This is a genomic window from uncultured Pseudoteredinibacter sp., assembly GCF_947502065.1.
Lineage (GTDB): Bacteria > Pseudomonadota > Gammaproteobacteria > Pseudomonadales > Cellvibrionaceae > Pseudoteredinibacter.
In genome coordinates, this window is the sequence record NZ_CANMYE010000001.1 from 426625 (window position 1) to 451047 (window position 24423).

General features: G+C 47.5%; 23 protein-coding genes. 10 read left to right on the plus strand and 13 right to left on the minus strand.

Annotation, left to right across the window (positions count from 1 at the left end):
• Positions 1-83 precede the first annotated feature (83 nt).
• Positions 84-815 (minus strand): OmpA family protein, encoded by a 732-nt coding sequence (locus Q1A41_RS01850; RefSeq protein ID WP_299973891.1) that lies wholly within the window; start codon positions 813-815, stop codon positions 84-86.
• 3 nt (positions 816-818) lie between these two features.
• Positions 819-2558: a hypothetical protein gene (locus Q1A41_RS01855; RefSeq protein WP_299973894.1), complete on the minus strand. Its 1740-nt coding sequence runs from the start codon at positions 2556-2558 to the stop codon at positions 819-821.
• A 296-nt stretch (positions 2559-2854) separates the two neighbouring features.
• Between Q1A41_RS01855 and Q1A41_RS01860 the strand changes: the two genes are divergently transcribed.
• Both Q1A41_RS01860 and Q1A41_RS01865 read left to right on the plus strand, forming a co-directional pair.
• On the plus strand, positions 2855-3418 hold the full coding sequence (locus Q1A41_RS01860; protein ID WP_299973897.1) for a YeeE/YedE thiosulfate transporter family protein: 564 nt from the start codon (positions 2855-2857) through the stop codon (positions 3416-3418).
• Between the two features lie 12 nt (positions 3419-3430).
• The gene (locus Q1A41_RS01865) at positions 3431-3988 is read left to right on the plus strand and encodes a DUF6691 family protein (protein WP_299973900.1); all 558 of its coding nucleotides are present in this window, start codon (positions 3431-3433) and stop codon (positions 3986-3988) included.
• A 79-nt stretch (positions 3989-4067) separates the two neighbouring features.
• Here Q1A41_RS01865 and Q1A41_RS01870 read toward each other — a convergent pair whose 3' ends face one another.
• Positions 4068-4505 carry a YtoQ family protein gene (locus tag Q1A41_RS01870; RefSeq protein ID WP_299973903.1) on the minus strand — a complete coding sequence of 146 codons (438 nt, stop codon included), beginning with the start codon at positions 4503-4505 and terminating at the stop codon, positions 4068-4070.
• A gap of 336 nt (positions 4506-4841) precedes the next feature.
• Here Q1A41_RS01870 and Q1A41_RS01875 point away from each other — a divergent pair, with 336 nt between their 5' ends.
• Both Q1A41_RS01875 and Q1A41_RS01880 read left to right on the plus strand, forming a co-directional pair.
• Positions 4842-5972 (plus strand): zinc-binding dehydrogenase, encoded by a 1131-nt coding sequence (locus Q1A41_RS01875; protein WP_299973905.1) that lies wholly within the window; start codon positions 4842-4844, stop codon positions 5970-5972.
• 232 nt (positions 5973-6204) lie between these two features.
• Complete coding sequence (locus Q1A41_RS01880) at positions 6205-9456, plus strand: glycosyl hydrolase (protein WP_299973908.1); 3252 nt, start codon at positions 6205-6207, stop codon at positions 9454-9456.
• A 68-nt stretch (positions 9457-9524) separates the two neighbouring features.
• Here Q1A41_RS01880 and Q1A41_RS01885 read toward each other — a convergent pair whose 3' ends face one another.
• Positions 9525-9953 carry a helix-turn-helix domain-containing protein gene (locus Q1A41_RS01885; protein WP_363322328.1) on the minus strand — a complete coding sequence of 143 codons (429 nt, stop codon included), beginning with the start codon at positions 9951-9953 and terminating at the stop codon, positions 9525-9527.
• 84 nt (positions 9954-10037) lie between these two features.
• Here Q1A41_RS01885 and tmpT point away from each other — a divergent pair, with 84 nt between their 5' ends.
• Both tmpT and Q1A41_RS01895 read left to right on the plus strand, forming a co-directional pair.
• Positions 10038-10676 (plus strand): thiopurine S-methyltransferase, encoded by a 639-nt coding sequence (tmpT, locus tag Q1A41_RS01890; protein ID WP_299973911.1) that lies wholly within the window; start codon positions 10038-10040, stop codon positions 10674-10676.
• A gap of 433 nt (positions 10677-11109) precedes the next feature.
• Positions 11110-11895 carry an isocitrate lyase/phosphoenolpyruvate mutase family protein gene (locus Q1A41_RS01895; RefSeq protein WP_299973914.1) on the plus strand — a complete coding sequence of 262 codons (786 nt, stop codon included), beginning with the start codon at positions 11110-11112 and terminating at the stop codon, positions 11893-11895.
• Positions 11896-11936: 41 nt separating this feature from the next.
• Here the strand turns inward: Q1A41_RS01895 and slyD are convergent, their stop codons facing one another.
• The 4 genes from slyD to purM are packed head-to-tail and all read right to left on the minus strand — an operon-like array spanning position 11937 to position 15124.
• Complete coding sequence (gene slyD / locus Q1A41_RS01900; protein WP_299973916.1) at positions 11937-12425, minus strand: peptidylprolyl isomerase; 489 nt, start codon at positions 12423-12425, stop codon at positions 11937-11939.
• A gap of 15 nt (positions 12426-12440) precedes the next feature.
• A complete protein-coding gene (locus tag Q1A41_RS01905; RefSeq protein ID WP_299973919.1) occupies positions 12441-13349 on the minus strand; it encodes a DUF3108 domain-containing protein in 909 nt (302 codons plus the stop codon).
• A 51-nt stretch (positions 13350-13400) separates the two neighbouring features.
• The gene (purN, locus tag Q1A41_RS01910; protein WP_299973922.1) at positions 13401-14069 is read right to left on the minus strand and encodes a phosphoribosylglycinamide formyltransferase; all 669 of its coding nucleotides are present in this window, start codon (positions 14067-14069) and stop codon (positions 13401-13403) included.
• A gap of 8 nt (positions 14070-14077) precedes the next feature.
• On the minus strand, positions 14078-15124 hold the full coding sequence (gene purM, locus Q1A41_RS01915; protein WP_299973925.1) for a phosphoribosylformylglycinamidine cyclo-ligase: 1047 nt from the start codon (positions 15122-15124) through the stop codon (positions 14078-14080).
• A gap of 373 nt (positions 15125-15497) precedes the next feature.
• Here purM and Q1A41_RS01920 point away from each other — a divergent pair, with 373 nt between their 5' ends.
• A complete protein-coding gene (locus Q1A41_RS01920) occupies positions 15498-16769 on the plus strand; it encodes a DUF2066 domain-containing protein (protein ID WP_299973928.1) in 1272 nt (423 codons plus the stop codon).
• A 156-nt stretch (positions 16770-16925) separates the two neighbouring features.
• Positions 16926-17642, plus strand: a complete 717-nt coding sequence (hda, locus tag Q1A41_RS01925; RefSeq protein ID WP_299973931.1) for a DnaA regulatory inactivator Hda — start codon at positions 16926-16928, stop codon at positions 17640-17642.
• Positions 17643-17716: 74 nt separating this feature from the next.
• Here the strand turns inward: hda and Q1A41_RS01930 are convergent, their stop codons facing one another.
• The 5 genes from Q1A41_RS01930 to arsC all read right to left on the minus strand — a co-directional run bounded on the left by Q1A41_RS01930 (position 17717) and on the right by arsC (position 22276).
• Complete coding sequence (locus Q1A41_RS01930) at positions 17717-18730, minus strand: hypothetical protein (protein ID WP_299973933.1); 1014 nt, start codon at positions 18728-18730, stop codon at positions 17717-17719.
• Between the two features lie 157 nt (positions 18731-18887).
• A complete protein-coding gene (gene sppA, locus Q1A41_RS01935; RefSeq protein ID WP_299973936.1) occupies positions 18888-20726 on the minus strand; it encodes a signal peptide peptidase SppA in 1839 nt (612 codons plus the stop codon).
• A gap of 118 nt (positions 20727-20844) precedes the next feature.
• Entirely contained in the window at positions 20845-21267 is a 423-nt protein-coding gene (locus Q1A41_RS01940; protein ID WP_299973939.1) for a DUF2069 domain-containing protein, read from the minus strand.
• An 8-nt stretch (positions 21268-21275) separates the two neighbouring features.
• Positions 21276-21872 (minus strand): NAD(P)H:quinone oxidoreductase, encoded by a 597-nt coding sequence (wrbA, locus tag Q1A41_RS01945; protein WP_299973942.1) that lies wholly within the window; start codon positions 21870-21872, stop codon positions 21276-21278.
• Positions 21873-21931: 59 nt separating this feature from the next.
• A complete protein-coding gene (gene arsC, locus Q1A41_RS01950) occupies positions 21932-22276 on the minus strand; it encodes an arsenate reductase (glutaredoxin) (RefSeq protein WP_299973945.1) in 345 nt (114 codons plus the stop codon).
• Between the two features lie 269 nt (positions 22277-22545).
• Here arsC and Q1A41_RS01955 point away from each other — a divergent pair, with 269 nt between their 5' ends.
• Positions 22546-23853, plus strand: coding sequence for a YihY family inner membrane protein (locus Q1A41_RS01955; protein WP_299973948.1), 1308 nt, complete (start codon positions 22546-22548; stop codon positions 23851-23853).
• A 37-nt stretch (positions 23854-23890) separates the two neighbouring features.
• Positions 23891-24406 (plus strand): TlpA disulfide reductase family protein, encoded by a 516-nt coding sequence (locus Q1A41_RS01960; protein ID WP_299973951.1) that lies wholly within the window; start codon positions 23891-23893, stop codon positions 24404-24406.
• Positions 24407-24423: the final 17 nt, after the last annotated feature.

Here is a 24423-nt window from a genome sequence, read left to right on the forward strand (position 1 = left end):
GTACATCGCAAGCAATTGTTGATGGATAAAAATTGTTGCGAATTCACGCCAAAAGTTTCACTTTAGTGGGGCGCTGGTGAATATTAGTCCACTTCTAAAATTTGTTGGATTTTGGTCTCCGCGTTGGTCATAACCCGAAAGGTCACTCGGCGGGAGCGATCTAAATCTTCTTGACCAAAGCGATTGGTGATTGGGTGGGATGAGGAATAACCTACGGCGGCGATATGCCCTTTGATCCAGCTGCGATAAGGGTTCACCGATGGCAGTTGATACACATAGTCGAGTACTGAGCGAGTCCGCTCTTGCGAGAGCTCCATATTTAAAAAGTACGCCTCGGTATCACTCGTGTTCTCGTTCCAGATACTGCTGGTGTGGCCCTCAATGCGTACTTCACTGATGGAATCCGAGAAGCGCTCCAACACCTTCATATAACGCGGGAAAAAGTTCTCTAAGAGTGATTGATAACTCGGGCTTAGTTCGGTTTCGCCGTCGTTAAACAGTGTTTCTGAAGAGTTGAAGATAAACGTTAGGGTATCTTTATCAATCTCCGCATTCCAGGTGGCAAGGTTTGGGCCGAACTCTTGTTGAAGTGCTTGATAAATCTCTACCTGATTTTCGCGATAGGCGATGGCAACCTGTTTGATTTTATCGCGCTCTACCATGGCATCGCGCATTAATGCCACCGCGATAAACAGAAATACAACCATTAAGCCCGCCATAAGATCCGATACCGTCAACCAATGATCCTTTTCCTGCTCTAAGGATTGGGATTGCTGGCGCTGACTTTGGGCCAGCTTTTGAATCGGATCGTTCATGGTTTAGTTCGCGTGGGTCAAAATGCGATGCAAATCTTGAGTTAGCTTAATATGCAGCTCAACGATTTTTAGGGATTCTTCAGCATGTTGGGCAGACATCTGCTGCATGCTATCGCTGACGCGCTCAACCATGCTTTGCATATCGTTATCGAAAGCCTCTCGGCTACGGCCGGCCACTCGCATAAGGGCGTTGCCGCTTTCACGGATCTGCTCGGCAAACTCTTGGCTTTCTAAGCCAATATCTTTACCCAAGTCTTCAAACTGTTGTTTCAGTTTTTCTTGGCTTTCCTGTAAGGCTTCATAATGACCATCGCTTTGTTCGCGAATGCTCTGGGCCAACTCTTGCAGTAATTTGTTGTTATCGATTTGACTTTGGCTGATGGCCTCGGCGGCCTTGTTGAGCGCTTGGCTACTTTCGGCAAAGGCCGACATCATTTGCTCTTGGCCGTCTGCCAAACTTTGCTGCAGGCTTTCTTGCTGGGCCTTGCTGCTATCACGCAGCATATTACCTGTTTCTTTAAGAGCATCGCCGCTATCTTGCATGGCCTGGCCACTGGCGTTAATTTTTTCTGCGCTGCTCTGCAGGGCGCTGTGTAAATGCTCAGTATTATCCTGCAAAGATTGCTGCATAGCCTTGCTGCCTTCGGCAATGCTTTGCTGCATATGCTCGCCACTTTCTTGCAGGCCCTTGCCGAGTTGTTCGCTCGCGGTTTGTACACTACTCAAGGTGTCTTTGATATGTTGCTGCATATCCGGCACGGCTTGTGAGGCTTCTTCGCGCATATGGGCAAAGGCTTCTAAATGACGCTCCAGCTCCTGAATTTGGTGCTGGTTAACTTCCATAACAGACTGCCAGCTGGCCAAGTTATTGCCAATTTGCTGGGTTTGATCGTTGATATTGGCGAGTGCATTTTCGGTTTGGCTAATCGCTTGCACACTCTGATCATAGTTGCTGCGCATATCCGCTAGCTGATCGCGGTAGTTATTTTGCCATTCCACCATTTCCTGTACAGCGCTATTTAAGTGCGCAAAGTTGCCGCCAAATTGCTCGCTGAAGTTTTGATTAAAATCGCGAATCACCGTCTGCTGAGCCTTGGCCATTTGCTCGGCCGCCGCTTGCGACAAGTTTAAGGCAAAGGCGTCGAGCTTTAACCATAGGTTTTTCTGGAAAGCTTGGAAGGCCACTTGCTGGTGCTTGGCTTCTTTATGTGCAGCTTGAATATTCTGTTTGGATTCTGAACGTAAGGCTTGAATCTGACCATTGAGGCTACTTTGATGTTCCCCGGCAATGGCAGATTGCAGGCCTAAAACACCATCGCGTTGCTCGCGCATGACCTGGTATAGATCTTCAATGCCAATAAGCTCTTCGCTGGGAATATCTTCTTCGGTCTTGGGAGGGCTGAGTAAACCACTGGCAATAAGACTTTTGAAAACAATGGATAAGCCCATACCCACGAGGCTGGTGGTAAAGGCCGTTTTCATGCCTTGTAGCAGCATATCGATGCTGCCATCAATATCGGCAATATTAAAACCGAGTAGGCCTGCCACGATACCGCAGAAGGTACCCAAGATGCCTAGGGATGTGAGCAGAGTAGGGGTGTAATTACAAAACGCTGGGGATTTATCCATGCGTTTTGCATAGGCCGCGTAGATAAAGGCGGCCAGCATCAAAATGATGAAAGCCTCGGTGATGGCCAATGCGCCCGAATTAGCGATCAGTGCTTCAATAGGCTTGGAAAACATCGACTCTCCTTATTGGCCAAGTCACTGCTTATACGAATAATTTATATCTGCCGCACTATGCCTGTTCAGACCCTGCATAGCAAGACTTCTATGGATTGAAGCCAGTGGCTTTAGGGCATTATTGCTGCATAGACAACAAATCTAGGTTGGCTTAGCTGCTATGGCAATAAGTTTAGGCCAAAGTTTTCACTTAGCCAGTGGTCGCCCGCACTTTGACCGAATAAGCAGTAATATTGTATATTATTAATGTCTAATTTAATGTTCGTTAATTAAGTCCATCTTGTTGCGAGGTTTCTATGCAGTCCTATTGGTCCTGGTTTGGTGGCGGCTTGGCATTGGCCTGCTGCTTTTTATTGGCGGTTACTTTGGTGAAGCCGATTGGGGTTTCTACTCAGTTTGTTATTGCTGATGGTGTGATTTGGTCGCTATTCGATAGTGAGTTGCTGCAAAGCTCCCAAGACAACAAGCATGGTGTAGCCAGCCCAAATGCGTATCTCAATAAAAGCGGTGGTAAATACGCAGCGGCAATCGAGAATCCAATTAATTATGGATTTATTTTTGTACTGGCGATGATTGGCGGTGCCTTTCTTGGTAGTCGATTTTCCAAAGGCGAAAGTGAAGCAAAAGTAGAACCTTCAAGCAGCTGTGCGTTAACTCAGCGCCCAGCATCTCAGCGTTATGCCATGGCGTTTATTGGTGGTGCGATTGTATTGTTCGGTGCCCGCTTGGCAGGGGGCTGTACCAGCGGCCATATGATGAGCGGAATGATGCAAACTTCCTTAAGCGGTTATTTATTTGCCTTGGCGGCGTTTGCCGCCGCCGTGCCGACAGCTATTTTGCTGTATGGCCGCGACATTTAATTAGGAGGCATCATGACTATTTTATTAGCGGTTGTTTTGGGTGCTTTGTTCGGTTTCGTATTGCAAAGAGTGGGTGCGACTGATTCCAAAGTTATTTGGGGAATGCTCACTTTAAAGGATCTTCGTTTAGCGAAAACCATTTTGTTTGCCATAGGCGTAAGCTCCTTCGCTTTGTTCGCCGGTATGCAGTTGGGTTTAATCGATGCGGGGCATATGTCGGTTAAAAGTGCTTATTACGGTGTGTTAATCGGTGGCTTGTTATTGGGTTTAGGTTGGGCCGTAGCTGGCTACTGCCCTGGTACAGGTGTTGCGGCCTTAGGTGAAGGTAAGCGTGATGCAGTAGTTTATGTTTTAGGCGGCTTGTTTGGTGCGCTGATCTATACCTTGGTGTATGAAAAGATTGCAGATACTTGGCTTTTTGAAAAAATAGCTGGTGGCAAGGTGACTTTGGCGGGCTCTGATAAATATGCCAGTTTAATAACCGATATTTCGCCTATTTTAATTGCCGGTGCTTTTGCAGCGGTGTTTGTTGTGTTGGCCGCGCTATTGCCTCGCCGATTAGCGGCTTAAGATTATTTGATAAAAAACTTCGTGCTGAAATTCAACTGGGGTCAGACCCTATAGAGTCTGACCCTGGTAATTGCTTAAATTATTTTTGAGTAATGTAGCGTAAGGTTTCCACAACCTGGGCTGGGGTTTGTGCCCAAGCCATCGCTGAAGCATCCACTTCTTTTAGTGGGTGGATAATATTTTCATCGTGTAGAGTGATATACGGTACATCTAGGGCGGCGCAGTAGCCCGCATCAAAAGCGGCATTCCATTGTTTGTATTTGTCGCCAAAGCGAATCACTGCAAAGTCGGCTTGTTCGATCAAGCTTTTAATGCGCATAGCATTTACCTTGGCTGATTTGTGGTCACGCCAAAACTGCTTATCTTCTTCGCCCAGGTGGTCACCAGCGGCATCGCTGCTGTCATGGTCAGTATTCGCTGAGGTAAATTCAATATCCAAACCTAGCTCTTGGGCGCCAGCTTTAATTTGATCACGCCAATCGGTATGGATTTCTCCAGATAGGTACACGGTCCACATGGGTAAATTCCTGTAGTTGTTGTATTAGTTTGTTGCTGTATTGCTAAGGCGGTGTATTTTATAGGAAAGCACAGAAATATCGTAAGTTTTGGCGTTCAATTGCTAGGCAGGCAGCTAATTTAACGGCACGCAGCCCTGCTGCTGTCACTATTTCCCCTATTAAGTGTCATAAAAGCAGGGTATAAATGGCTTCCCTTGGTATGGAACAAAAGCTATGGAGCTAAAGCTATGGAACCAAAGCTACTGAACAAGAGCTACGAAACCAGAGCTTTAAAACAACGATTGGGCCCTTAGCGGCTGCTAAAGAATAATACAAATATAATAAAGGAAACCCTAATGTCTAGAAGTGCACTGCAGTTACGGTCTCTCGTGAGTGAAGACAAAACTCTGACTTTAAGCTTGGAAGAGGTGGAAGTACCTGAGCCAGGCCCGGAAGAGATCATTGTTCAAATGGAGGCCGCGCCTCTGAACCCTTCGGATTTAGCCTTGCTGATTGGCCCGGCTGATATCAGTAAAGCGCAATACAGCGGCACTCCAGATCGACCTATTGTGAAAGCGCCTATTCCCGAGCATTTGATGGGCATGGTAAAGCCGCGTATTGGTCAGTCCTTGGCTGTGGGCAATGAAGGCGCTGGCGTGGTGGTGGCTTCGGGCAATTCTGATGCCGCAAAAGCCTTATTGGGCAAGCGAGTAGGCATTGTTGGTGGTGATATGTACAGCCAGTATCGCTGTGTGCACACCATGATGGCTTTACCATTAGAAGAGGGTACGACTTCGCGCCAGGGAGCTTCTTGTTTTGTGAATCCCCTTACATCTCTAGCTATGGTGGAAACCATGCGGGCTGAAGGACATAGCGCTCTTGTTCATACCGCAGCGGCGTCAAACCTTGGGCAAATGCTGAATCGTATTTGCTTGAACGAAGGTATCGATCTGGTAAACATCGTTCGAAAGGAAGAGCAGGCGGCTATTTTGAAAGGCTTGGGGGCTAAGTATGTTGTTAACTCTAGCAGCGATAGCTTTTATGCCGATCTGACTGAAGCCTTAGCGGCGACTGGTGCGACGCTAGCCTTTGATGCAACCGGTGGTGGTGAGCTGGCAAGCGATATCTTAAATTGTATGGAAGCGGCAGCAGCGCGCAATATGGCTGAATACAATCGTTATGGATCTGATGTTTACAAGCAGGTTTATATCTATGGTGGCTTAGATCGCAACCCTACGGTTCTCAAGCGTGGCTTTGGGTTCTCTTGGGGAATTGGCGGCTTTTTGTTAACACCGTTCCTAGCTAAGGTTGGGCTTGAGAAGAGTATCGAGATGCGCGCCAAGGTGGCGGCTGAATTACATACCACCTTTGCCAGCCATTACAGTGATGAGGTTTCTTTGGCGGGCGCGCTGAGCAAAGAGGCTTTAGAGCGTTATAGCCAGCAAAAGACCGGCGAGAAATTTTTGATTGTGCCAAGTGCGAGCTAACAAGCACACAGGCGGGGTCAGAACCAATAGGTTCTGACCCCTTTTCGTTTGCAGTATTTCGTTCTGCACCATATCTATATCTATCTCTACGTCTACCTCTATCACCTTTCTCCTCCCACCTTTCAAAGCCCTCATTCTGCCGAATTCCAAAGTGGCCCGTTGAGCTAAGTGGGGATCTATTCGTTACAGCTAATGGACCATCCTAAACCTAAAACTCAGATGGAGAATCGATGTGAAGAAGACCCGTTTATCCCTTGCGGTAATGCTGGCAGCTGGCTCTTTAGGGCTAGGTCAAATAGCCCTTGCCAAAGACGCCCCCTTAAGCGGAATGAAGCTGCGCAACTTGGGTGCAGCCCATACCAGCGGCCGTATATCAGACTTGGCCATCGTGCCGGGCAAACCATCTCAGTACTATGTAGGTGTGGCCTCAGGTGGTGTTTGGAAAACTGAAAACGCGGGTACCACTTTTACACCAATTTTCGATCGCTACGGCTCCTATGCAGTAGGTGTGGTAGAGCTAGATCCAAAAGACCCGCAAGTGATCTGGGTAGGCACGGGTGAAAACAACTCTCAGCGTTCTGTTGCCTCGGGTGATGGTGTTTATAAATCCACCGATGGTGGTAAAACCTTTAAAAATGTTGGCCTGAAAAACTCCGGTCACATTAGCCAAATTATTATTGATCCGCGTGACAGCAATACCGTTTTCGTAGCAGCACAAGGCCCGCTATGGTCTAGCGGCGGTGATCGTGGCTTATACAAAACCACTGATGGCGGCAAAAGCTGGACGCGTATTTTAGAGATCGATAAGCACACCGGTATTAACGAAGTCGTGGTTAATAAAAACAACCCCGATGAGATGATCGCCTCTTCTTATCAGCGTCGTCGTCATGTTTGGACCTTGATTAATGGTGGTCCGGGTTCTGGCCTGCATAAAACGACCGATGGTGGTAAAACCTGGCAGAAACTAAGCCAAGGTTTGCCAAAGTCTGAACAGGGTCGTATTGGCTTGGCTGCAGCGCCAAGTCAGCCAGGTACGGTTTACGCCATTATCGAAGCGAACGATAAAGAAAAGGGTATCTATCGCACTGATGATTTTGGTAAGACTTGGGCCAAGCGATCTTCTTATATGAGCTCAAGCCCACAGTACTACAATGAATTAATTGTTGGGCCTAAAAACCCAGATCGCTTATTTGTGATGGATACTTTTTCTAAAGTGTCTATGGATGGCGGTAAGACATTTAAGCCTTTAGCGTTTAAAGCGCGCCACGTTGACGATCACGCTTTATGGGTAAACCCAGAGCATACTAATCATATTCGTATTGGTGGTGATGGTGGTATTTACGAGAGTTTTGATAATGGCGCCCATTGGAATCACCTACGCAATTTACCGCTGACTCAGTTTTATCGTATTGCGGCAGATAACGACAAGCCTTTCTACAATGTTTATGGCGGCACACAAGATAACAACACCTTAGGTACTGCGGTACGCAATACTTCTGTTGAAGGTATTACCAATGCCGATTGGTGGGTAACCTTGGGTGGTGATGGTTTTGAGCCCGCCATTGATCCTAATAATCCAGACATTGTTTACTCTCAGTATCAGTATGGCGGTTTAGCGCGTAGCGACCGTAAAACTCGTGAGGCGGTTTATATTACGCCTCAGCCAGCTGAAGGTGAAAATGCATTGCGTTGGAACTGGAACGCCCCGCTATTGATCAGCCCCCATAAAGGTGAGCGTTTGTATTACGGTGCAGAGAAGTTATTCCGCTCGGATGATCGTGGTGATAGCTGGGTTGCTATTTCTGGTGATCTAAGTCGCGGTTTAGATCGCAACAAGCTGAAGGTAATGGACCGTGTTTGGAGTGTTGATGCCATTGCTAAAAACGATTCAACGTCGGTTTACGGCTCTTTAATTGCTCTAGATGAAAGTACTCTGCAAAAAGATCTACTAGCCGTGGGTACGGATGATGGCTTGATTCATATTAGTGATAATGGCGGTGAAAGCTGGACTCGCTACGACCGCTTTAAAGGCGTGCCAGATATGAGTTTGGTAGAGGACCTGCAGTTTTCTCGCCATAGCAAAGATGTGATTTACGCGGTATTTGATAATCATAAGCGCGGCGATGAAAAACCCTATCTGTTGAAGTCCACTAACCGTGGTAAGAGCTGGAAGTCAATTGCTGGCAATCTACCTGAGCGCGGCACTGTGCACACCATTATGGAAGATCACATCGATCCTAATTTGCTATTTGTAGGTACCGAGTACGGTGCATTCTATAGTCAGGACGGCGGTGAGAATTGGCACAAGTTTAATCAGCTACCTACCGTAGCGGTGCGTGATTTGGATATTCAGCGTCGTGAAAACGATTTGCTGTTTGGCACCTTCGGTCGCGGCATCTATGTGCTGGATGATTACTCGCCACTGCGTACCAACCACGCTAGCCTGAAAGATTCCGCTGCGACGGTTTTCCCTGTTAAAGATTCTCCAATCTATATGGAAACTCGACGCTGGGGTGGTTATAGCAGTGATAAAGGTATGATGGGCGATAACTTCTTTATTGCACCAAACCCAGAATACGGCGTGGCTTTACGTTACTACTTGCGCGATGGTTTAGAAACATTAAAAGCCAAGCGTCAGCAAGCCGAAGCCAAGTTGCAAAAGGATGGTAAAGATACCCCATACCCAAGCTGGGATGCCTTGCGTGCAGAAGCGAATCAAGAAGCGCCAAGCATGTGGTTTGAAATCAAAGATGCCGATGGTAATTTAATCCGCAAGGTTAGCGCTAAAGCTGCGAAGGGTTTGCAGCAGGTTAACTGGGATTTCCGTCATGAAGCAATCAAGCCCGTTAGCTTGAAAAAGTCCAAGCCTAGCCCATGGGGCAGTTCACCACAGGCGCCATTAGCTTTGCCAGGTAAATACAGCGCCCAGTTAATGCAACGTGTGGACGGTAAAGTGTCTGTTGTTGCTGCGCCACAAAACTTCTCTTTGAACACCATGAGTGATGTTGTGTTGCAAGCTGAGGACCGCGAAGCGCTATTGGCCTTCCAGCAAGATACTGCCAAGACACAAGCAAAAGTACTGGCCGTTGGTCGTCAGTTTGCTGATATCAATAGCCGTTTGAAGCATGTACTTAAAGCGATCGATATGGCGACGGTTGATACTGGAGCAATCTCGAAAGATGCGCGCGACCTGCGTAGCCAGCTACAGGCATTACGTGTCGAGCTATATGGTGACAGGGTTAAAACTTCAGCCAATGAAGTGGCACCATGGGGCATTATGTCTCGCGTGAATGCTGTTATTGGCAGCCATTGGCATACCCAAGCGGCAGCTGGTGGCAACGTGCGCACTGGTTTGGACATCGCCAAGCGCCAGCTTACGGCCTTTATGCCGAAGCTAGCCAAAGCTGAGCAGGCCATGAAAGGCTTGGAGTCACAAGCCGACCAGCTTGGCTTGCCCTGGACGCCAGGTCGCCCTGTTCAATAATTAATATTTAGGGCTTCGATACCGGGGTCAGAACCTAAAAGGTTCTGACCCCTTTTTGTTTGCGCGCTTTATTTATCCAATTGCTTTTCAGTTTCTTTCACTTTCTGCTGCTGTGTAAAACGCAAAATTCGTTGAAATTTAGGGCATTCGGCGTGAGTTGGTGCGTTGCAATTAGCGGCGTGTAATAGGCCGTCGCGCATTAGGCTTAGGCGTTGAATTTGTTTGTCGATTTCTTCGGCTTTATTGCTGAGTTGTTGGCGATCTAGCTCATAGCCATCGTTGGTAAGCACTTCAGCTATTTCATCCAAGCTAAAACCCGCATGCTGCCCTAGGGTGATTAGTGCCAGACGTTCGGTAATCGATGGTGGGTATAGGCGTGTTTGACCTTGTCGGCTTGCGTGTGCGATAAGTCCTTTTTCTTCATAGTAACGCAGTGCTGATGCCGCTATGCCGCTGCGCTTTGCGACTTCTCCAATACTGATAAACTCTTCGCTCATGGGCTTGACCTCAAGTCGACTTGAACCGCTATGCTGGGCTTTTTGAACACTCATTATTCTTTTAAATACTAACAGGAGAACTCAATGGAAGCAGCATTTTGGCATCAAGTTTGGAAGGATAGAAATATTGGCTTTCATCAGCAGCAAGTCTACGCCGTTCTCACTGAAAATATTCACTATCTTGGCTTGAAGCAGGGCGACAGGGTATTTGTGCCGCTGTGCGGTAAGACCAAAGATATTGCTTGGTTACTTGGGCAGGGCTATAGAGTGGTGGCGGCCGAGCTGCATGAAGCAGCCGTTATTGAGTTATTTGAAGAGTTGGGTGTAGAGCCTGAAATAGAACAGTTGGCCAAACTTAAGCGTTATCACTTTGAGCATATTGATGTTTATGTGGGTGATATCTTTGATCTTACTAAAGATCAAATAGGCGTTGTTGATGCGATTTATGATCGCGCTGCATTAATTGCTCTGCCTGAGTCGATGCGTAGGGATTATGCGACGCTATTAAATCAATTAAGTGATGCGGCACCACAGCTTTTGGTGATCTATGAGTATGATCAATCGCTTATGGCTGGGCCACCGTTTTCTGTTGGTGCTGATGAAATTGGGGCCTTATACGGGCAGTCTCATAGCACCAAAAAATTGGCGAGCCCTAAGCTAATAAAAGATTTTAAAGATGGTGTTGATGGCCATGAAGCGATTTGGGTTTTGACCAGTCGTTGATTGCTGTAGCTTGTTATTGCTTTCGATAGAGATAGTGGATGCAATTAGTAAGGCGGCTTCGAAGCGGGGTCAGACCCTATAGGGTCTGACCCCGCTTCGAAGCCGAGATGTTGTGGTGACAAGCGGGCTTATAGTCTTACTGCCATATCTTAAGCTTGTCATCCCCATTAGCATCTACAGAATTTTAGATTTGCTGCGGATATCAATGAGCTGACCAGGGTTTTGACTAGTCGTTTAGCGTTGCGGTTTGTTATTGGCTTCGATAGGAGTAGTAGGAAGTAATTGGTAATGCGGCTCCGAAATGGGGTCAGACCCTATAGGGTCTGACCCCGTCTTGGTGGTAAATTAAACGTTCAGATCCGAATTCCGCCAGCTCTTTTAGCTTAAGGCTGTCATTCTTACTTCTCTTTAAGTTCGCGAGGAAGTTATGAGTATGGAAAAGGCTTTAAAGTTTAGAGAAATACACAGCCGTGCCGATGGTATAGTATTGCTTAATGTTTGGGACGCGGCTAGCGCGGCGATAGTTCAAGCGCAGGGTGCTGAGGCTGTAGCAACGAGCAGTGCTTCTTTAGCCTGGGCGAACGGCTACCCAGACGGAAACGCTATGCCGGTGGAAGTGCTTGTTGCGGCCGTTGGGCGTATTTCTAGAGTTTGTAAGGTTCCGCTAACCGTTGATATTGAGGCTGGCTATAGCGATTCTGAAGGCGATATTCTTCAGCTACTAGACAGGCTAATTAGTCTGGGCATTGTTGGTATTAATATCGAAGATGGCCAATCTGAGCCGCAGGTGTTGGAGAGGAAGATACAAGCGATTCGAAACCACTTCGGGAGTGAGAGTTTATTTATCAATGCCCGCTGTGATGTGTATTTAAATGGAATTCACCCAAAAGACAGTTGTTTCACAGAGCTAAAGCGACGATTAGAGATCTATGCTCAAGCGGGTGCCGATGGTTTATTTGTGCCGGGCTTATTAGACTTGGCGCTTATCAATGAACTGTCCAAAGAATTGACGCTACCACTCAATGTAATGCTCTCTTCAAGTGAAACTAAACAGGCTGATTATATTGCGGCCGGTGTAAAACGAATTAGCTATGGGCCCGCTAGTTTTTTAGCTGTGTATGAAGGGCTTGGAAAATTTTCAAAGCAGCAAACTTGTGAATCTAAGCTTGATTATGCTGTTATGAATACACTTATGAGCAAACGGGGTCAGACCCTATAGGGTCTGACCCCACCTCGAAGCCGAGATGCTAGCCGCGAGTATTAGTGCTCGTGGCCACAACCTTCAGCGCTGTGCACGTGACCGTGTTGCAGCTCTTCAGCAGTTGCTTCGCGAATACCAACTACTTCAATCTCGAAGTTTAAAGTTTGTCCGGCTAGCGGGTGGTTGCCGTCGATGGTTACGGTGTCTTCGTCCACTTCGATAACTTCTACCGTTTGCATGCCGTTTTGAGTTTCAGCGTGGAAGGCCATGCCAACTTCAACTTGATCTACGCCTTGGAACATTTCTTTGGGTAGCTCTTGCACTAGGTTTGGATCGAGTTCGCCGTAGCCTTGCTCTGGCTCTACGCTCACTTTAAAGCTGTCGCCAACTTTTTTGCCGTTAAGTTCGGCTTCTAGGCCAGGCACAATATTCTGAAAACCATGCAGGTATTCCAGCGGCGCTTCACCTTCAGAGCTATCGATAGTGACACCATCATCGTTTTTTAAAGTGTAATGAATAATGCCCACTAGCTCGTTTTTAATTTCCATAAGTTCCTCAGTAATTTATTGACCGAGGCTGTTTAATTCAGCCTCGAATGCGGGCAGTTGGGTCGGTAATAACTCTTGGCTTTGCCCTAAACGAGGAGTTACGGTTTTGCCGTCAACCTCTGCACGGAGCAGGTCGATAGCGTAGGTTTTGCCGTCTTCTTCGGTTTGCTGCAGTTTTACTAGCAGGTAATCCCAGTGTTTGGCCATCCAAATATAAGTGACGCGTTTTTTGCCGGTAGCGCGTACTTTTTTAATTTTAACGGTGGCTAATTTGCCTAGGCGTGTTTCTAACAGCTCTTCACCTACCATTTCAAACAAATAGGTTTTTAGGCGGCCGCCATCGGCGATATCGTATTTTAGAGTGCGCTTGCCATTAAGTAGATCGCTACGAAGCTGTAACTGATAGCTGAGCTTATCCAATGCGCCGTCCGGGATATCCATGCGCCAAGGCTTATCTTGCACATTGTTGACGACTTTACGTTTCGCCCAATCAAACTCTAATACCGCATCGCGACTGCGACCTAAACCTTCGCGGTGATATTGATAGCGGTTTGGCACTAATTGGCCTTGGGCCCAGTTGAAACGTGAGCTTTCGCGTAACTTTGCTAGCCAAGTGGAGGCGCTGAAAATCAGCTCGTGCTCACCGCTTGGGTGTGTGCCAAGCTCACGAGTGGCTTCAATGGTAAAGCCGGAAAACTTGGCTTTATAGGTAGCATGAAAAGGTTTGGGCAATTGGCTACTTTGAGTGGCTAGCGTTGCCGCCTCAGGCGTGCTTTTTATAACGGCTTCTGTATTAGGAAGCCCGGCAGCTGCAGTAGGCTGTTCAGTAGCATTCTCGCTTTGAGCAAGTGCCACAGTGCTGGCTAAGCAAATGGCCAGCAGTCGGCTTGAATTAAGCAGCAGGGGACGCAGTATTTTTAACATAAATCTTTGCTTGCAATGGCTATGGTCGATATTTGTTCAATAAAGTGCCCTTTAACGGGCCTTTATTAGACGACCACTTATAGGCAAAGGTTCACCATCAAAAAGGCTAACATGGTTTTTGTTTTCTTTATGTAGTCTTAGGCGACCTTCGCAAAACCACTGCACGGCGATCGGGAACATATAGTGTTCTTGATACTGCACCTTTTTAGCAAGGCTTTCAGGGGTATCGTCGGCTTCAATATCGACGGCCACTTGCACAATCGCCGGGCCACCATCGAGCTCAGCGGTGACAAAGTGTACCGTAGCGCCGTGCTGGGCATCACCTGCATCTATCGCGCGCTGATGAGTGTTAAGGCCTTGGTGTTTAGGTAGCAAAGAGGGGTGAATATTGATCATGCGCCCCAAGTAATGCTCCGTAAAGGCTGGAGTAAGGATGCGCATAAAGCCCGCTAGTACTACAAGATCAGGCTGATACTCATCGATCTTAGCCTGTAGAGCTTGATCAAAGGCTTCGCGATCGGCAAAACCTTTATGATCCAAGCAAAGCGCTTCAATGCCGGCGGCATCGGCGCGCTCTAAGCCTTTAACGGCAGGGCGATTGCTGATAACAGCCACAATCTCGCCGCTTAATGCGTTTGCCTGCTGGCAATCGATCATGGCTTGTAAATTACTACCGCTGCCTGAAATCAGAACAACAATTCGAGCTTTCGGCTTGTTCATTTTAATGCTTACAGGCCTTTTAGCTCTACTTGCTCTTCGCCTTCAGCAGCTGGGGCAATTTCACCTACGATAAAGGCATCTTCGCCCTCAGCTTTTAATAGCTCGATCGCCGCTTGGGCTTTATCGGCGGGTACCGCGATGATCATGCCTACACCACAGTTAAAGGTGCGATACATTTCAACGGCATCTACATTGCCAGCGCTTTGCAGCCAATTGAATACTTCAGGCATTTGCCATGACTGGGTGTCGATAACCGCTTTTGCACCTTCTGGTAGTACACGTGGAATATTTTCCAACAAGCCGCCGCCAGTAATGTGGGATAGAGCATTAACCTGGTTTTCTTTGATCAGCTTCAGCAAGGATTTAACGTAAATGCGAGTCGGGGCCATTAGCGCTTTAGCCAATGGCTGGCCAGCAAGATCTTGCTGTAGATCGGCGCCGGATACTTCAATGATTTTACGTACCAAAGAATAACCGTTTGAGTGTGGGCCACTAGAGGCTAAACCAATCAAGGTATCACCCGCTTTAACTTGGCTGCCGTCAATTAGTTCGCTCTTTTCTGCAACGCCCACACAGAAGCCGGCTAGATCGTAATCTTCGCCCTCGTACATGCCTGGCATTTCAGCGGTCTCACCGCCTACTAGCGCGGCGCCAGCTTGTTCACAGCCAGTACCGATACCGTCTACAACCGCAGCGGCAACATCGACGTTAAGCTTGCCTGTGGCATAGTAGTCCAAGAAGAATAGTGGCTCTGCACCAGCTACCACCAAATCGTTAACACACATGGCCACCAAATCGATGCCGATAGTATCGTGCTGGCCTAAATCCATTGCTAAGCGCAATTTGGTGCCCACACCGTCGGTGCCAGATACTAGTACTGGCTCACGGTAGCCTTTTGGCAGCTCGCACAGGGCGCCAAAACCACCAAGACCTGCCATCACTTCCGGGCGACGGGTACGCTTGGCTACATGCTTAATGCGGTCTACCAGGGCATTACCAGCGTCGATATCTACACCGGCGTCTTTATAACTTAAGGAAGGCTGTTTATCTGTCATGGCTAAGGTCTTCGAGTAGTCTAAAAAACGGGCGCGTATTTTAGCTTGAAAGCTCGCCAAGCTCATTAGTTTTATTGCCTAATTTGCATTTTCTTTTAGTGATTGCTGCCATTTGCCAGTGGCGAAGCTACAATGAGCCACTTATCTGGCGGGAGCGGAGCCAGAATTAGCTAAATGCTGCGGTTTGAGCGGGGGTTTAGCCCGAGTTCATACCGTTTTCGCTATAATGTATAAAAGTTCGGAGCTGTTGGAACCGTCGCAGCATTTGGGCATCAATAGGCTTATTATTGATGGCTTGCTTTCCAAGATATTGAAAATAGAAAACATACATAGCTGAAACAAGATTTTGAATACCGAGAAGATTGGGGGATATGTGGGCAAAGTAGTGGGCAAAAGCACCACCTGGATGCTGATGTTTTGTGTGGCATTGCTGTCGCCATTGAGTCATGCGGTAAAAGTAGAAAACCTCTACCGTGCTAGTTTTCCGGTAGCCGATCAAACCCCTCAAAGCCGTGACAAGCTTGCGGCAGCTGGCTTGACTCGCGTTATCGTACGGGCCAGCGGCGCGCGTGAAATTCCTGATAGTGAACAGCTTAGAAGCGTGTTGGCCCAGGCTAATCGTTATATGCAGCAATTTAGCTATGAAAATGCTGAAGAAGGCTACGTTGTTAACTTGGATTATGCCAAGTCTGCGGTTGACACTTTATTGCGTAAACTGGATCTGCCCATTTGGCCGGATAAGCGTCCACAGGTGCTGTTATGGTTAGCGCAAGATGATTTCCAGCAGCGCCAAATGCTCAATGTTGCCGAACAAGAATTGCTGCTTGAAGCCGTACAGCAAGTCGAAGCTGAGCGGGCTTTGCCTATTTCTTTACCAGTGATGGATTTGGATGATCGCTTGGCCTTCCCGGTTGCCCAGGCTTGGTCTTTAAACGAGCAGAGCTTAATGGCGGCTTCCAGCCGTTACCAAAGTGATGTGGCGGTACTTGGTCGTTTGAGTATTACCGGAAGTGGGCAATGGCTGGCTTCTTGGTTGCTGGTTGATCGCGGCAAATTACAGTTGTTTGATGGCCGCGCCGCATCGGCTGAGGAGTTGGTTCAGGACGGCTTAAACCAAGTGGCGGATTACTTGGCTGCCCAGCATGCCATTGTTGCCAGCCCAGTAGATAGCAAGCCCCACTTCATGCAGCTTGATAATATTTCTGATTTTAAGTCTTATCGAAAGGTGTTGGACTATCTCAATGGCCTGGCCATGGTGCGCTACGCAGAGCCTGATCTCGTGCTTGCCGATCAGCTACGTTTACGTTTATTTATTGATGGTCAGTTGCAGCAGCTGGTTGATGCGATTGCCTTGGATAAGGTATTGCAGGCGAATCAGGCCATTGCTGAGGCCAGTCAGCAGGGCGTGTTGTACTATCAGTTACCAGAGACCCAGTTACCACAGACCCAGCCAACACAGATGGATAATGTCTTGCAGCCCTTGGCCCCACAAGGTGAAAGCTCTAGCTCTGCAGAAGAGGGTGCGAGTTTAATTCCAGGCATTGCTGAACAGGCTGTTGGCACAAGTGATGGTTCTGAAAACAGCGTTGGCCTTACGGACGCTGCGGCAATTGATGCCTCGCAGCGCCCGAGGCCCCCACAATAAGGCGTTCATAGGCCTTTAGACCTGCCAAGTTGTTGATTCTTAAATTAAATTTCTGAAATTTTAGCCCCAGAATTGATCTGGGGCTTGATTCCATAAAGAGCAAAAGGTTAAGCTCGCCCTTATTTTTTGCTAGATCCGATATTAGATCCGATACCTGTGGAACAGTCGAACCCCCAACAATTGTCCTTGGGCGTAGCACTTGCTGATGGCGCCACCTTCGAGAACTTCTATACCATAGAAGGTTCTGGTGCTGCCCAGGCTGTTTTCGCATTGCAGACATTCTTGCAGAGCCCAAGCGAGCATGGATTTTTCCTTTGGGGCAGCAGTGGTAGCGGCTTGAGCCATCTGCTACAAGCTAGCTGCCATAAAGCCAATCAGATGCGACAAAGCGCTCAGTATTTACCTCTTGCTGATTTAGTGGGCTTTGCCCCAGAGGCTTTGCTTGAAGGTATGGAGCGATTCGACCTGCTATGCTTTGATGGCTTGCAGCATGTTGCCGGCAAAGCTGATTGGGAGCAGGCGTTGTTTAACTGCTTTAATCGCAGTAAAGATAGGGGGCGCAAAATTATCTTTAGCGCCAATGCCAATCCTTCGGAGCTGCCTGTAAAATTACCGGATTTATCTTCACGTTTAGCTTGGGGCTTGAGCTTTCAAGTTCCTTTATTGGGTGACCAGGAAAAGCTAGAAGCATTAACCATGCGATCCAAGGCAAGAGGTTTGCAGCTGCCAGAAGAAGTAGCGCAGTTTATTTTGAATCGAGCCCCAAGACATATTGGCGAGCTATTTGAAATTCTTGATCGTCTTGATAGGGCTTCTTTAAGCGAGCAGCGCAAGCTGACCATTCCTTTTGCTAAGCAAGTTTTAGGTATGTAGCTGCAGCTGATTTTGTGCGGGCTCTGTCTAACTCTTTCTCGTTCTTGAATGCCGATTTACCCACCTTACTCAGACTAATTGACCTTCTCTAGATAAAGCTTTTCGGCAGGGTAATCGATAATCATATTAAGATATTGAAAAGCTGAGCCACCCAAGGCGCCATCTATTTTTTTATCCATCATGGCGGACATATGTTCGTGGAAGTTGTGATCGGCGCGGCGTGCAAACCAAACTGGGCCGACACTAAATGTAGCTATTTTAATTTCGGGAACCTGTATCATTGCTTCTTTAATGTAAGCGTCACCGGCCTCAATGTATTTCCATTCTGGGTGTTTAGCTCGCCATTGATCAAATACTGAAGCGACCATAAAAGAGGCGGCCATTGTATTGCCAGCTATATCTATAATTGATTTGGCCTCGCTGCTGAGTGTCGCTTGTGCGCCAGTATCTAGCAGCAAATCAAGGCTTTGCCCATCGACAGTAACTGGCATCCGAGGGAAGGCCATCGTGTAGCTACCATGCTGATCCTTTTGGAAACCCAGATTCAAAACTTCCATCTTTGCTGAACTTTTGGGTAACTGATCCAGCACTGCAAATTGCTGTGCTGGATAATTGATATTAATGATTTTCTCTGCATGCCAACGTCCACCCAAAAAGCCATCATAGCCGAGCTTGTCTTCGTCAATTTTGTTGCTGGGTGCGATAAAAAGCTGGCCTTCCATGAAGTTGTTTAAGCCTCCCTTAGGTATCGATTTTTCCTTCGTAAAGCTTGGCATGCTGCTTAATTTTACTGGGCCTCTTTTAGATGCTTTCTCGATGCTTGGCCACTGATATTTATCAAAAAGTTCCTGGCTAATAACATTCCAGCCACCGCCAGTATCCGTATAAAAACGAATCTTAGTGCCGTCAGTTAATGTGGGGGTGAGATACACCAAATTGTTTTTGAATTCGGAAGGTAGTATTTCTGCAAAGAGCGCTTGAGTGGGTGCAGCAAATAGAAAGCTGGCGATAGCGATCTGAATTGATTTGTGTGGAGGGTGCTTACAGTTTTGTTTGTTGCGTTGTTTATTGTTCGTGTAAAAACGCATATCAAAATCCTTTTTGCCAATAACAAAATGGGGGCAGATCCCTAAAGAGAGTGGCGCATAGCTTTAGACGAAAATGGGGTCAGATCCCTACAACAGCGGGGCATAGCTTTAGCTATGCCCCGCTGTTGTAGGGATCTGACCCCGCTTTAACGAGAGTTTAAGGTGCCGCGCAAGCTACGCAGCGTGCGTACATACCTTTCGGATCATTTAAGCTATTAAGCTCATCAATGGCTCCCACCACTGGGCTAAACCAGCTCGCTAATTTTTGATTGATAGGTTTCAACCAAGGGTTAACGCTGGCTTTCGCATCAAGATTGTTGGCAAGCTCCTGCATAAACTGTTCGCTTGGGCTTAATTTACGCTTGATCTCAATAACATCATAATCGCTGATCTCGGCTCGCTCAGCGGCGGCCTTAATGGCATCGTTTAGGCCACCTAGCTTATCAACAAGACCGTTGGCTAAGGCTTGCTCGCCACTCCAAACGCGGCCCTGAGCAATTTCATTAATGGCCTCTGGGGTGCTTTCACGGCCTTCGGCAGCGATATCTAGAAATTGTTTGTATACCTGCTCAACGCCTTGTTGCACAACACGCTCGGCCAATGGGCTTAGAGTGCGATCAACACGCATGCTGCCAGCAAGTAAAGTAGTGCCTAATCCGTCCGTATGAATACCCAAGTGCTTTAAGCTTTCTTCAAGGGTGGGGAAGGCGCCAAATACACCGATGGAGCCGGTAATTGTGGTTGGTGTTGCCCAAATTTCATCGCTCGTTGCCGAGATCCAGTAACCACCAGAGGCAGCAACACTGCCCATGGAAACGATAACGGGGATGTCTTCTTGCAAGTCGAGGAGCTGCTGGCGAATAATTTCTGAGGCAAAGGCACTGCCGCCGCCAGAATCTACGCGCAGTACCAAGGCTTTGAGTTTTTCTTCCTTAGCTTGGCGAATCAATTCTGCCAAGGTATCGCCACCAATAGTGCCTTCTGGTTGTTCACCATCTAAGATGGTACCGCTGGCAACAATTAAGCCGACTTTGTCTTCTTTGCTATCAAAGCTTGGAAGCTCAAGGGCAAGATAAGAGTCGCTATCGATGCCGCGATAGCCATCGCCGTCTTCATTCTTACCGACTTTTTCCTGCAGCTTGGCAAGTTGTTTATGGCGTGGCAGTAGCTCGTCTACATAGCCTGCTGACAACGCTAATGCTGCGGAATCACCATTAGCTTCGGCTAGGCGAGTATCCATATTGTTTATCAATGCATTGATACTGCCGCTTTCCAATTCACGCTGTGTTTCCACGCTTTGAGTATAGTGTGCCCACAACTGGTTTAGCCATTGTCCGTTGTGCTCCTTCGATGCTTCAGACATATCGTTGCGCATATAAGGCTCAAGAAAATCTTTATACTGACCAACCTTAAAGACATGCACATTGACGGCAAGTTTATCCAGAGCATCTTTATAATAGTTACGATAAGACGCGAAGCCCATTAGGCTTACACCGCCCATTGGGTTGAGATAAATTTCATCGGCATAGGCGGCCAAATAATATTGGCTTTGTGAATAGTAATCGCCAACCGCATAGACGGGTTTGCCTGTGCTTTTAAAGTCCTCAATGCTTTGGCCAAGCTCATCTAGCTTACTTAAACCGCCGGCCATGCCACCTAGATCCAAGACCATCGAGTTGATCATGTCGTCGTCTTTGGCTTTTTCGATAGCTTTTTGCAGATCGCGTAGGCGGGTTTCATTGCGGCTATTGTTGCCCATCAGCTGAGCAAAAGGATCTTGGGCGCTAAGCTGATCAACTAAGTAACCGGACGGTGCGATAACCAGAGCCGTTTTTTCAGTGAGAGGCTTGGGCCCTTTGGGCTGCAAGGCCACAATAAAGGCGATCAGTAAAAAGAAAAATAGAATATTCAGGACGATTCGGCGCAGGCCATTAATGGCATCCCAGATGCCTGATAGCAGGCGCAGTATCAATGGGCGTTTAGCGGTTTCAGTCATATGCGATCCTTCTCAATCGGCTGCCTTTGGGGCAAGTATCTCTTAAATCAAACGTAGTTCTATCAGGCCAATGGTTTAATTTAACTGCAAGTGCTTTCTGGTAAAGCTTTGTTAGGGCTTACTCTGCTGCGCTGTTTTTATCGTGTTCGCGCCAGTATTTTTGGTATTGAATCCAGCGGCTGCACATCATCGCCGTAAAAAACAGCGTAATGCTCAGTATCACCTGTAGCCAGTGGTAGCCCTTTACATGTTCTGCTGGCATACCAACACTGACCACAGCGGCGGTGAAATAGAACAAAATGATAAAGCAAAACCAGCTATAGGCTTTGTGATTTGCTTTTAACATGCTCCATAAGGGTAGCAGTAAGGGCACCACTTGAAACAACCATACTCCCCAGGCGCCATTTTCATGGGTCAGGTTTAGCCAGCTATACAGGGCAATCAAAGCGCCATAGCATAGCCAGTGTAGGCGTAGCCCCCAGTGTAGCTTGTTATCTAAATTGGCAATGCGCTTTACTTCTTTGACGGTGTTTTCACTCATGTGCGCACTCATTTAGCTAAAAACTTTATTGCGTGTTTGGCTAGGCGTTGGCCCTGGGCCTTGGCAATTTGGCCCTCGTCTTCACTTAGGCTGCGGCCTTCTTCACCGCCTAGGTGAGAAGCGCCATAAGGCGTGCCACCAGTCTGGGTAGTGCTTAGCTCGTTTTGAGAGTAAGGCACACCCAAGAGCACCATGCCTTGGTGTAATAAAGGTAGCATCATGCTTAGCAGGGTGCTTTCCTGGCCGCCGTGTAGGCTGGCGCTGGATGTAAACACACAAGCTGGTTTATCGATTAAATCACCATTCAACCAAAGGTCACTGCTCTGATCGATAAAGTACTTTAGCGGCGCTGCCATATTGCCAAAGCGGGTGGGGCTGCCCAAAGCAAGGCCTACACAGTTGCGTAGATCTTCTTTGCTGCAGTAGGGGGCGCCACTGTCTGGTATATCGTTGCTTATCGCTTCACAGGTGGCCGAAACAGCCGGTACGGTTCTTAAGCGGGCTTCAATGCCTTCGCTTTCGATACCCCGTGCGATCTGCTGGGCGAGCTGTAAAGTGCCGCCTTGGCGACTGTAATACAAAACCAGAATATAAGGCTTACTCATAACTGTCTCTTTGTTGGCTTTGGGCTAAAACGTTATCTTTCTAGGTTAAGTGGTACTGTTTAGATCAGCTCTAAGACATTTTCCGGCGGGCGGCCCAATACAGCCTTATCACCTTTAACCACTATTGGGCGCTCGATAAGCTTGGGGTGGCTGCACATGGCTTCAATTAAGGCTTTATCACTGTGGCTGTCATCGGACAGTTTTAGCTCTTTATAGGCATCTTCACCCTTACGTAGCAGTTGGCGTGGGCTTATCGCTAATTTGGCAAGGATACCGGCTAGCTCCTTTTCGTTGGGAGTATTCTCTAGATACAGCACGATTTCAGGGCTGATTCCCTTTTCTTCCAAAATGGCCAAGGTTTGACGAGATTTTGAACAGCGTGGGTTGTGATAAATGGTGTACATAGCGAATTCCTTCAATAATCGCGACTTGGTTCTCACGCAGGCTTCACCTAGCATAAGTAGGCTTGCGCTTAATGGACTAAACTGCCTATTGTATGTCGATGAGGCAGTTAAGACTAATCCTAAATGCTTGTGCTAAGTGTACGCCATGCATAGGGAAAACTAGATTGCCATGATATAAAGGGCGCTTAGAAAAAGGGAATTTGCAAACGATATTATTCAATTACCCGTCGATGGGGAAATACCCAAAGACACCTACTATTGAGGACAATATGATTACGATTGAGACGGTAAAGCGTTTTATCCAGCAAATCATATTTCATTATCAGGATAAACAGTGCCAAAAGAGTGCTGCAGCCCTGACGTATATGACCTTATTTGCCATCGTGCCCATGATGACGGTGAGCTATTCCATGTTTTCGGTGATTCCCGCTTTCTCTGGCTTGGAATCCCAGCTGCAAGCGCTGATCTTCAATAATTTCGTACCCTCCACGGGGCAAGAGGTACAGCAGTACTTATCCGGCTTCTCTTCCCAAGCCCGCAGCTTAACTTCGGTTGGTGTCATCATGCTGGTGGTGACCGCTTATCTAATGTTGAAAAACATTGAGGGTAATTTCAACTCTATCTGGGGAGTGAAAGAGGGGCGTAAAGGCCTAGCTAACTTTTTGCTGTATTGGGCTGTGCTAAGTCTTGGCCCGTTACTGTTGGGAATGGGCTTGGCCGTAACCACCTACCTTTTATCTTTAAAATTGTTTGAAGGGGTAGAAACTCAAGGCCTCTTTGCGGGTTTATTGGGCTTTTTGCCTTTTGTATTGGCAACAGCGGCGTTCACGCTTTTATTTGTGGCCGTGCCCAATTGCAAGGTAAACATAAAGCATGCAGCGATTGGCGGCCTGCTCACTGCGATTGCTTTTGAGCTGGTTAAAAAGCTGTTCGCCACTGTTGTGGGAATGACTTCCTTAGAAGTGATTTATGGCGCCTTTGCGGTTGTGCCTTTGTTTCTGGTGTGGATCTACGTGATGTGGATGTTGGTGCTATCTGGCGCTATTTTAGTACGGGTTTTATCTACTTTCTCTCAGGGTGCAGAAGGCCAGCATTACCCAGATTTGATTGCGGCGCTTTTGGTTTTGTGGGCCTTTCATCAACGCTGGCAGCAGGGTGAGAGTTTGACAGATAGACATGCGGCTGAAGTGGGGGTGGATGGCCGTCAGTGGGCAGGCATTCGTGAATCCTTAATTCAGCAGCAGATAATCGCGGCGACTAGCAATGGCGACTATGTATTAAGTAAAGATCTTTCCCGCGTGCGATTGCGCAGCTTGGCAGGGATGGTTGGAATAGAAAGCCAATTGCCGGGTGAATCTCGCTTCTTGCAATCTTTGCCTTGGTTTCCTTCGGTGGCTGCCAGAATGCTCGCCATCGATCAAAAAACAGAGCTGGAATACGATGTCTGTTTAACCGAGGTGTTTAATACGGTTCCACAAACCTTAGAGCTACCAGAAGAAGATGCCTTAATTAGTGACGAAGGGGTTTTTCCTATTCATCAAGCGAAGCAGGGCAATGGCTCTAATGATACCCAGTAGTAAAGTAAGTAATCGGCTGAAAGGATTAGGTAGATTTGTGAAGACTAAACGATTTTCTAACAACCTACTGGCTGGCGCCTTTGTGCTTGCTGGATTGCTGTTGAGCGGCTGTGATAGTACTAACAAACTGCCACTGGCCAGTGGAAAGTCGCTAGATTTACAAGCCGAGCAAACTCTGGTGATTAACTACTGGGCCGATTGGTGTAAACCTTGTCGCCATGAAATTCCAGAGCTTAATCAGCTTGATAAAGAAGAAGGCATTACTGTCATCGGTATCGACTTTGATAAGCATCAGGGGCAGCAGTTGGATGACTTGATTCAGGATATGAATATCGATTTTGCTGTGCTTGCTGGTGATCTAGAGCCCAATGCGATTCACCCTGAGCTGAGCAGACAGGCAAAAGCTTTGCCTATGACCTATCTATTAACAATACCTGCGAAAGCTTCCGGTAAGACTGCACGGTTGAGCCCTGTTTTTTTGGGGCCGCAAACTAAGGATGGGTTGCTGAAAAAAATCAGTACGTTTAAAACAGCCCAGGCTGAAAAAAGTTAAGCGCTGGCCTTATCTCA

What these genes read in the sequence shown, in the direction of transcription:
- Q1A41_RS01905 (WP_299973919.1), bottom strand. Translation starts at nt 13,349, where the DNA reads ATGTTAAAAATACTGCGTCCCCTGCTGCTTAATTCAAGCCGACTGCTG.
- Q1A41_RS01865 (WP_299973900.1), top strand. Translation starts at nt 3,431, where the DNA reads ATGACTATTTTATTAGCGGTTGTTTTGGGTGCTTTGTTCGGTTTCGTA.
- Q1A41_RS01860 (WP_299973897.1), top strand. Translation starts at nt 2,855, where the DNA reads ATGCAGTCCTATTGGTCCTGGTTTGGTGGCGGCTTGGCATTGGCCTGC.
- Q1A41_RS01875 (WP_299973905.1), top strand. Translation starts at nt 4,842, where the DNA reads ATGTCTAGAAGTGCACTGCAGTTACGGTCTCTCGTGAGTGAAGACAAA.
- Q1A41_RS01850 (WP_299973891.1), bottom strand. Translation starts at nt 815, where the DNA reads ATGAACGATCCGATTCAAAAGCTGGCCCAAAGTCAGCGCCAGCAATCC.
- Q1A41_RS01940 (WP_299973939.1), bottom strand. Translation starts at nt 21,267, where the DNA reads ATGAGTGAAAACACCGTCAAAGAAGTAAAGCGCATTGCCAATTTAGAT.
- Q1A41_RS01855 (WP_299973894.1), bottom strand. Translation starts at nt 2,558, where the DNA reads ATGTTTTCCAAGCCTATTGAAGCACTGATCGCTAATTCGGGCGCATTG.
- slyD (WP_299973916.1), bottom strand. Translation starts at nt 12,425, where the DNA reads ATGGAAATTAAAAACGAGCTAGTGGGCATTATTCATTACACTTTAAAA.
- purN (WP_299973922.1), bottom strand. Translation starts at nt 14,069, where the DNA reads ATGAACAAGCCGAAAGCTCGAATTGTTGTTCTGATTTCAGGCAGCGGT.
- purM (WP_299973925.1), bottom strand. Translation starts at nt 15,124, where the DNA reads ATGACAGATAAACAGCCTTCCTTAAGTTATAAAGACGCCGGTGTAGAT.
- Q1A41_RS01895 (WP_299973914.1), top strand. Translation starts at nt 11,110, where the DNA reads ATGGAAAAGGCTTTAAAGTTTAGAGAAATACACAGCCGTGCCGATGGT.
- tmpT (WP_299973911.1), top strand. Translation starts at nt 10,038, where the DNA reads ATGGAAGCAGCATTTTGGCATCAAGTTTGGAAGGATAGAAATATTGGC.
- Q1A41_RS01870 (WP_299973903.1), bottom strand. Translation starts at nt 4,505, where the DNA reads ATGTGGACCGTGTACCTATCTGGAGAAATCCATACCGATTGGCGTGAT.
- Q1A41_RS01885 (WP_363322328.1), bottom strand. Translation starts at nt 9,953, where the DNA reads ATGAGCGAAGAGTTTATCAGTATTGGAGAAGTCGCAAAGCGCAGCGGC.
- arsC (WP_299973945.1), bottom strand. Translation starts at nt 22,276, where the DNA reads ATGTACACCATTTATCACAACCCACGCTGTTCAAAATCTCGTCAAACC.
- Q1A41_RS01955 (WP_299973948.1), top strand. Translation starts at nt 22,546, where the DNA reads ATGATTACGATTGAGACGGTAAAGCGTTTTATCCAGCAAATCATATTT.
- sppA (WP_299973936.1), bottom strand. Translation starts at nt 20,726, where the DNA reads ATGACTGAAACCGCTAAACGCCCATTGATACTGCGCCTGCTATCAGGC.
- Q1A41_RS01930 (WP_299973933.1), bottom strand. Translation starts at nt 18,730, where the DNA reads ATGCGTTTTTACACGAACAATAAACAACGCAACAAACAAAACTGTAAG.
- wrbA (WP_299973942.1), bottom strand. Translation starts at nt 21,872, where the DNA reads ATGAGTAAGCCTTATATTCTGGTTTTGTATTACAGTCGCCAAGGCGGC.